We start from the raw sequence: 6,639 nt of genomic DNA on the forward strand, positions 1-6,639 counted from the left end.
GCGCGGCGATGGAAACCGTGCGCCGCTGGAAGTTCCGCCCGGCGCAGCAGAACGGCCGTGCAGTGCCGGCCAGCATCGAGATTCCGTTCGACTTCAAACCGGGGCCGTAACTGAACCGCCGCCCGGACGCGCGGGCGGCTTTCACATGGGGGTGACACCCCTGAGGCGGGTCCTGGGTGACACTGGACCCGTCCCACGGCACCGGAGTTGCCGCCATGCCCACCCCGTACAAGTCGACACAGCCGCTGGACGCGTGGAAGCGTCCCGCCCGCCCGTCGTCTGCGCGTGGGGAAGCGCATGCGCGGGCCGATCGCGGGTCGCCCTGGGCCTGGATGATCGTGATCGCACTGGCTCTGGCGGTGGCCGGTTGGTGGCTGGCGGTGGACCGCGACGACGACGGCAGCGGCTACCGCGCTACCCAGTCCACACCGTCGACACCCGCCAACGATCCGCCGCGTCCGCAGCCGACGCACTGACGTTTCGACAAACCGACTTGCCTCTTCCCCCGGCCGCGCTTGCACGCGGCCGTTGCTGCGCAGGCGATCAGGCGGTGCGCAACGCGAAGCCGGCGCCCCGCGCCAGCGTGTCGAAACCCGGGAACGACGTCGCCACGTTCGCCACGTCCTGGATCCGCACCTCGCCCTGCGCCAGTTGCCCGGCGATGGCGAAGGCCATCGCGATGCGATGGTCGCCGTGGCTCTCGATGGTGCCGGCGCCCAGCGCGCCGCCGTGGATGGTGGCGCCGTCCGGGGTCTCATCGACGACGATGCCGAGGCTGCGCAGCCCGGTGGCCATCGCCGCCAGGCGGTCCGATTCCTTGACCCGCAGCTCCGCCGCACCGCTGACCACGGTCTGGCCGTCGGCGGCGGCGGCGGCGACGAACAGCGCCGGGAACTCATCGATCATGTCCGGCACCACGTCCTCCGGAATCCGCGCACCGCGCAGCAGCGCGTAGCGCACGCGCAGATCCGCGACCGGCTCGCCGCCGTGCTCGCTGTGGTTGTGCTCGACGATGTCCGCACCCATCAAGCGCAGCGCGGCCAGCAGACCGGTGCGGCGCGGATTGAGCCCGACCGCCTTCAGGGTGATGTCCGAGCCGGGAATGATGCTGGCGGCGACGATGAAGAACGCCGCCGAGGAGAAATCCGCCGGCACCGCGATATCGGTGGCGCGCAGACGCTGGCCGCCGCGCAGCCGCGCCTGGCCCGGCGCGAACTCGACCTCCACGCCGAACGCGGACAGCATGCGCTCGGTGTAGTCGCGAGTGGGATGCGGCTCCTGCACCGTGGTGACACCGTCGGCATACAGACCGGCCAGCAGCACCGCCGACTTGACCTGGGCGCTGGCCACCGGCGAGACGAAGTCGATGCCGCGCAGCGACTGGCCGCCATGGATGCGCAGCGGCGGCACGCCATTGGCCTCGGTGTCGATGCGCGCGCCCATCAGCGCCAGCGGCTCGGTGACCCGGCGCATCGGCCGCTTGGACAGCGACGCATCGCCGACCAGCACGCTGTCGAACGGCTGCGCCGCGAGCAGCCCGGCGAGCAGACGCATGCCGGTGCCGGCGTTCCCGCAATCCAGCTCGCCCTGCGGCGCCTGCAACCCATCCACCCCCACGCCATGCACGACACGCTGCGACGGCGACGGCGTCTCGATCCGCACCCCGAGCCGCGCGAAGATCGCCGCGGTCGAACGCGTGTCCTCGCCCTCGAGAAACCCCTCGATCCGCGACGTGCCATCGGCCAACGCCGCGAACATCACCGCCCGGTGCGACACCGACTTGTCCCCCGGCACCGTCAGCGTGCCCTGCAGCGCAGTGCCGCGCGTTGCGATCCAGCCTTGCTCGTTGCTCATCATCGTTCCTGAAAGTCCAACCACCCGAAGATCCACCACCACCCGGCGACATCGGCGCCGCTACAGCGCGCTTGCGCTGCTGCCACGACGCCTACACCAAGTCAGCCACCGCCGTTGCCGGTGCCGTTGCTGTTGTTCCTGCTGTTGCCGTTGTTCTTGCTGTTGCCGTTGTTCTTGCTTTCGCTGTTGCTCTCAATCCCCCGTGAGGGCTGGCGGACACGGCGGGTAAAACCCCGTGAGGGGCGACGCGCAGGATGCGCGTCGTTTTCGGCAGGCACATGGATGTGCCTTCCGAAAATTCCCGTCGTGTCCGCGGACCCCGCGCGTAGCACGGGGCAGCCCGCCCGGGGGTGTGTTTCTTTTGGTTACTTTTCTTTGCACAAGCAAAGAAAAGTAACTCGCGCTTCAGCGCGAAAGCTGTTGCTGTTGCTTCTGCTGTTGCCTTCCCGCTTTTCTCCAGCCAACAACGTTAGAGCACTTGACTGTTAATCAAATGGCCTTTGGTTTTGGCCGTCGCGCCGCGACGAAAGGACGGCTCGATCAAGGCACCGCCACCGGATACGACCCCAACACCTTGATCTGCGCCGAATGCGCCTTCAACTCCGCCAACGCCAACTTCATCGCCTCATCCTCCACATGCCCCGCCAGATCGATGAAGAACCCGTATTCCCACTTCGCCTGATGCGACGGCCGCGACTCAATCCGATTCATGCTGATCCCATGCCGCGCGAACGGACTGAGCACATCGAACAACGCACCCGGCTTGTCGTGGATGAACACCAGCACCGACGTGCGATCGTGCCCCGACGGCGGGAAGATCTGCCGCCCGATCACCAGGAAGCGCGTGGTGTTGTCCGCGTCGTCCTCGATCGACTTCATGATCACCTTCTTCAGCGCATACACATGCGCCGCGCTCTCCCCGCCGATCGCCGCCGCATCGTCGGCATTGCGCGCCCGACGCGCGCCCTCGGCGTTGCTGGAGACCGGAATCTTCTCCACCTTGGGCAGGTTCGCGCGCAACCAGCCGGCGGTCTGCGCGAACGACTGCGGATGCGCGTAGATCCGCTCGATCGCGTCCAGCCGCCCGCTGCGCGAGAGCAGGAACTGGTGCACGCGCAGCTCGGTTTCGCCGCAGATCTTCAGGTTGGAGGTCAGGAACATGTCCAGGGTGACCTGGATCGTGCCCTGCCCCGAGTTCTCCACCGGCACCACGCCGAAGTCGGCGTTGCCGCTTTCCACTTCCTGGAACACTTCCTCGATGGTGGCCATCGGCAGGCCCACCGCCGAGCGACCGAAGTGCTTGAGCACCGCCTGCTGGCTGAAGGTGCCCTCCGGCCCCAGGTAGCCGATCTTCAGCGGCTCCTGCTGCGCCAGGCACGCGGACATGATCTCGCGGAACACGTGCACCAGCACTTCGTCGCTGAGCGGGCCCTGGTTGCGGTCCACCACCATGCGCAGCACCTGCGCCTCGCGCTCGGGCCGGTAGTAGTCCACCGCCGCGGCAAGCTTGCCCTTGGCCTTGCCGACCTGGTGCGCGAACTGCGCGCGCTCGGCGATCAACGCCTGGATGGTGCGGTCGATCTCGTCGATCTTGGCGCGCACGTCGGCCAGGGCCGGCGTGGCGGCGGGTTTCGCAGGCTTGGCCGGCTTGGCGTCGGCGGCGGGAGATTTCTTCGGCTTTGCGGCCATGGATCGGGGGTTCCTCGGTGGTCCGGATCGCCGGCGCGATCCGGTCGCGGCTGAAGCCGCTCCTACAAAAATCGGCGACTCAGCCGTGGCGCTGCTGGAAGTCGTGCATGAACGCGACCAGCGCCTGCGCGCCGGCCAGGGGCATGGCGTTGTACAGCGACGCGCGGATGCCGCCGACCGCCTTGTGGCCCTTCAGCGCCAGCAGGCCGGCCGCCTTGGACTCGGCGACGAAGCGCGCGGTGAGGGTTTCGTCCGGCAGGAAGAACGGGATGTTCATCCGCGAGCGCACCGCCGCCGCGACCTCGTTGCGATAGAAGCCACCGGAGGCGTCGATCGCCGAATACACCAGCGCCGACTTGGCCTGGTTGCGCGCGGCGAACGCCTCCACCCCGCCCTCGGCCAGCATCCACTTGAACACCAGCCCGGCCAGGTACCAGTTCCAGGTCGGCGGCGTGTTGAGCATGGAGTCGCGCGCCACATGCGAGCGGTAATCGAAGATGTCCGCGCGTGGCTGCCCGGCGCGTTCGAGCAGGTCGCGGCGGATGATCACCACGGTGACGCCGACCGGGCCGAGGTTCTTCTGCGCACCGGCGTAGATCAGCGCGTACCTGGAGACGTCGATCGGCTCGGAGGCGATGCTGGAGCTGAAGTCGGCGAACAGCGGCACGTCGCCGACGTCGGGCGTGTCGCGGAACTCCACGCCGTGGATGGTCTCGTTGGCGGTGATGTGCACGTAGGCGGCATCGTCGCGCAACTGCCAGGCGGCGCGCGGCGGGATGTCGCGGAAGCCGTCGGCCTCGCTGCTGGCGGCCACGTGCACGTCGACGTAGGGCCCAACCTGCTTGATCGCGGTCTTGCCCCAGTGCCCGGTCACCACGTAGTCCACGGTCTGCCCGGGCGCGGCGAAGTTCAGCGCCAGCAGCGCCTGCTGGGTGGTGGCGCCACCGGCCAGGAACAGCACGGCGTAGTCGTCGGGAATGCCGATCAGCCGGCGCAGGTCGGCGTCGGCCTGCGCCGCCACCTCCATGAACTCGGCGCCGCGGTGGCTCAGCTCCACGATCGAGGCGCCCACGCCGTTCCACTCCAACATCTCCGCCTGCGCCTGGCGCAGGACCGATTCCGGCAAGGCAGCGGGGCCGGCACTGAAATTGAACGCGCGCGTCATGGGGCACCTATCGGACAGGACCCCTAGTATGCCGCAGCGCAACAGCTTGCGGCCCGGGCAATTTAGGTTGCATTTGCATCCATTCGCCCTGCGCATGCGTAGTCTGTGGTGAAGTCCCCGCCACCGCTCGCCCCCTTCGCTCCAGGAGTTCGCCATGTCGTTGCGCGATGCCCTCACCGTTCCCAGCCGCGAGATCACCGACGAGGCGGTCTACCGCGACCGGCGGCGCCTGCTGCAGGCCCTGGCGCTGACCCCGGTGGCCGGCCTGGTCGGCTGCGCCGACGCCGAGCCGCCGGCCCCGCCCAAGACCGTGGTGACCCCGGAGCAGGCGCGCAGCGGGTTCCGCACCAACGAGGAGCTGACCCGCTACGAGGACGTGACCAGCTACAACAACTTCTACGAATTCGGCACCGACAAGACCGATCCGTCGAAGGCGGCCAAGACCTTGCGCACCTCGCCGTGGTCGGTGAAGGTGTCCGGCGAATGCGAGAAGCCCGGCACGCTGTCCCTGGACGACCTGCTCAAGGGCCACACGCCCGAGGAGCGGATCTACCGGCTGCGCTGCGTGGAAGGCTGGTCGATGGTGATCCCGTGGCTGGGCGTGCCGCTGGGCGACGTGCTCAAGCGCTTCGCGCCGACCTCCAAGGCCAAGTATGTCGCCTTCACCACCCTGGCCGATCCCAAGCAGATGCCCGGCATCCGCTACAGCTCGATCGACTGGCCGTACAAGGAAGGCCTGCGCATCGACGAGGCCATGCACCCGCTGACCCTGCTCGCCACCGGCCTGTACGGCAAGCCGCTGCCGCAGCAGAACGGCGCGCCGCTGCGGTTGGTGGTGCCGTGGAAGTACGGCTTCAAGAGCATCAAGTCGATCGTGGAGATCCGCTTCGCCGAGCGCATGCCGGAAACCGCCTGGCACGAGCTGCAGCCGTCCGAGTACGGGTTCTTCTCCAACGTCAATCCGGCGGTGGACCATCCGCGCTGGAGCCAGAAGACCGAGCGCCGCATCGCCGGCAAGGCCAGCAAGCTGTTCGCCGAGCGCATTCCCACCCGCCCGTTCAACGGCTATGCCGACCAGGTGGCGTCGCTGTATGCGGGGATGGATCTGAAGAAATGGTATTGAGGAGAGGCTGGGAATGGGGAACTGGGAATCGGGAATGGGAAAAGCGCGGCGCCTGGTGGTTGCCTCGCGCGACGGCTGGAGTCGCAGTCGGCGTGCCGCGTGGCGCCTGTGCCGACACGGCGCGATGACGGCGCATGGCTAAGACCTCCGCTTCGTTGATCGCCGCCAAGGCGGTGGTGCATGCGCTGGCGCTGGCGCCGATGGCATACCTGAGCTGGCAGTTCTGGCAGGTGTGGCAGACCGGCAGCGATGCGCTCGGTGCCGATCCGGTGGCCGAGGTCGAGCACCGCACCGGGCTGTGGGCGCTGCGACTGCTGCTGCTGACCCTGGCGATCACGCCGCTGCGGCAGCTGACCGGGCAATCGGTGCTGCTGCGCTTCCGGCGCATGCTCGGGCTGTACGCGTTCTTCTACGCGACCGTGCATCTGGCGGCCTATCTGGGGTTGGACCTGCGCGGCTATTGGACGCAGATCTTCGAGGAAATCGTCAAACGCCCGTACATCACCGTCGGCTTCCTGGCCTGGTTGCTGCTGGTGCCGCTGGCGATCACCTCCACCCAGGGCTGGATGCGCCGGCTCAAGCGCAACTGGGGCAAGCTGCACAAGGCGATCTACGCGATCGGCGTGCTGGCCGTGTTGCACTTCTGGTGGCTGGTGAAATCGGACATCCGCGAACCGCTGCTGTACGCGGCGATCCTGGCTGTGCTGCTGGGCTGGCGCGGCTGGCGGGCGCTCAGCGCGCGCCGAACCACAGCAGGCCGCTGAGCGCGGCGGCCAGCAGCAAGGCGCTGAGCAACAGCCACGGCCAG

The 6,639-nt window shown here is 68.2% G+C and carries 7 protein-coding genes; 4 read left to right on the plus strand and 3 right to left on the minus strand.

Annotation, left to right across the window (positions count from 1 at the left end):
- The first annotated feature begins 8 nt into the window (after nucleotides 1–8).
- Together D183_RS26620 and D183_RS27615 are read left to right on the plus strand one after the other, a co-directional pair.
- Nucleotides 9–110: an energy transducer TonB gene (locus tag D183_RS26620; protein ID WP_081613410.1), complete on the plus strand. Its 102-nt coding sequence runs from the start codon at nucleotides 9–11 to the stop codon at nucleotides 108–110.
- 105 nt (nucleotides 111–215) lie between these two features.
- Entirely contained in the window at nucleotides 216–476 is a 261-nt protein-coding gene (locus D183_RS27615; RefSeq protein WP_148829457.1) for a hypothetical protein, read from the plus strand.
- 67 nt (nucleotides 477–543) lie between these two features.
- Here D183_RS27615 and aroA read toward each other — a convergent pair whose 3' ends face one another.
- From aroA to serC, 3 genes are all read right to left on the minus strand, one after another.
- Nucleotides 544–1,857, minus strand: coding sequence for a 3-phosphoshikimate 1-carboxyvinyltransferase (gene aroA / locus D183_RS0121305; RefSeq protein WP_026144726.1), 1,314 nt, complete (start codon nucleotides 1,855–1,857; stop codon nucleotides 544–546).
- Nucleotides 1,858–2,394: 537 nt separating this feature from the next.
- Nucleotides 2,395–3,543, minus strand: a complete 1,149-nt coding sequence (gene pheA, locus D183_RS0121310) for a prephenate dehydratase (protein WP_017910781.1) — start codon at nucleotides 3,541–3,543, stop codon at nucleotides 2,395–2,397.
- A gap of 79 nt (nucleotides 3,544–3,622) precedes the next feature.
- On the minus strand, nucleotides 3,623–4,708 hold the full coding sequence (gene serC / locus D183_RS0121315; protein WP_017910782.1) for a 3-phosphoserine/phosphohydroxythreonine transaminase: 1,086 nt from the start codon (nucleotides 4,706–4,708) through the stop codon (nucleotides 3,623–3,625).
- A 154-nt stretch (nucleotides 4,709–4,862) separates the two neighbouring features.
- Between serC and msrP the strand changes: the two genes are divergently transcribed.
- Together msrP and msrQ are read left to right on the plus strand one after the other, a co-directional pair.
- Nucleotides 4,863–5,831: a protein-methionine-sulfoxide reductase catalytic subunit MsrP gene (gene msrP / locus D183_RS0121320; protein ID WP_017910783.1), complete on the plus strand. Its 969-nt coding sequence runs from the start codon at nucleotides 4,863–4,865 to the stop codon at nucleotides 5,829–5,831.
- Nucleotides 5,832–5,965: 134 nt separating this feature from the next.
- The gene (gene msrQ, locus D183_RS0121325; protein WP_026144727.1) at nucleotides 5,966–6,595 is read left to right on the plus strand and encodes a protein-methionine-sulfoxide reductase heme-binding subunit MsrQ; all 630 of its coding nucleotides are present in this window, start codon (nucleotides 5,966–5,968) and stop codon (nucleotides 6,593–6,595) included.
- Nucleotides 6,596–6,639: the final 44 nt, after the last annotated feature.

Source organism: Xanthomonas sp. SHU 199 (assembly GCF_000364665.1).
Taxonomy (GTDB): Bacteria; Pseudomonadota; Gammaproteobacteria; order Xanthomonadales; family Xanthomonadaceae; genus Xanthomonas_A; species Xanthomonas_A sontii.

Bases quoted from the DNA above. Each gene is read 5' to 3' on its own strand.
- D183_RS26620 (WP_081613410.1), top strand. From the start codon at position 9: ATGGAAACCGTGCGCCGCTGGAAGTTCCGCCCGGCGCAGCAGAACGGC.
- D183_RS27615 (WP_148829457.1), top strand. From the start codon at position 216: ATGCCCACCCCGTACAAGTCGACACAGCCGCTGGACGCGTGGAAGCGT.
- aroA (WP_026144726.1), bottom strand. From the start codon at position 1,857: ATGATGAGCAACGAGCAAGGCTGGATCGCAACGCGCGGCACTGCGCTG.
- pheA (WP_017910781.1), bottom strand. From the start codon at position 3,543: ATGGCCGCAAAGCCGAAGAAATCTCCCGCCGCCGACGCCAAGCCGGCC.
- serC (WP_017910782.1), bottom strand. From the start codon at position 4,708: ATGACGCGCGCGTTCAATTTCAGTGCCGGCCCCGCTGCCTTGCCGGAA.
- msrP (WP_017910783.1), top strand. From the start codon at position 4,863: ATGTCGTTGCGCGATGCCCTCACCGTTCCCAGCCGCGAGATCACCGAC.
- msrQ (WP_026144727.1), top strand. From the start codon at position 5,966: ATGGCTAAGACCTCCGCTTCGTTGATCGCCGCCAAGGCGGTGGTGCAT.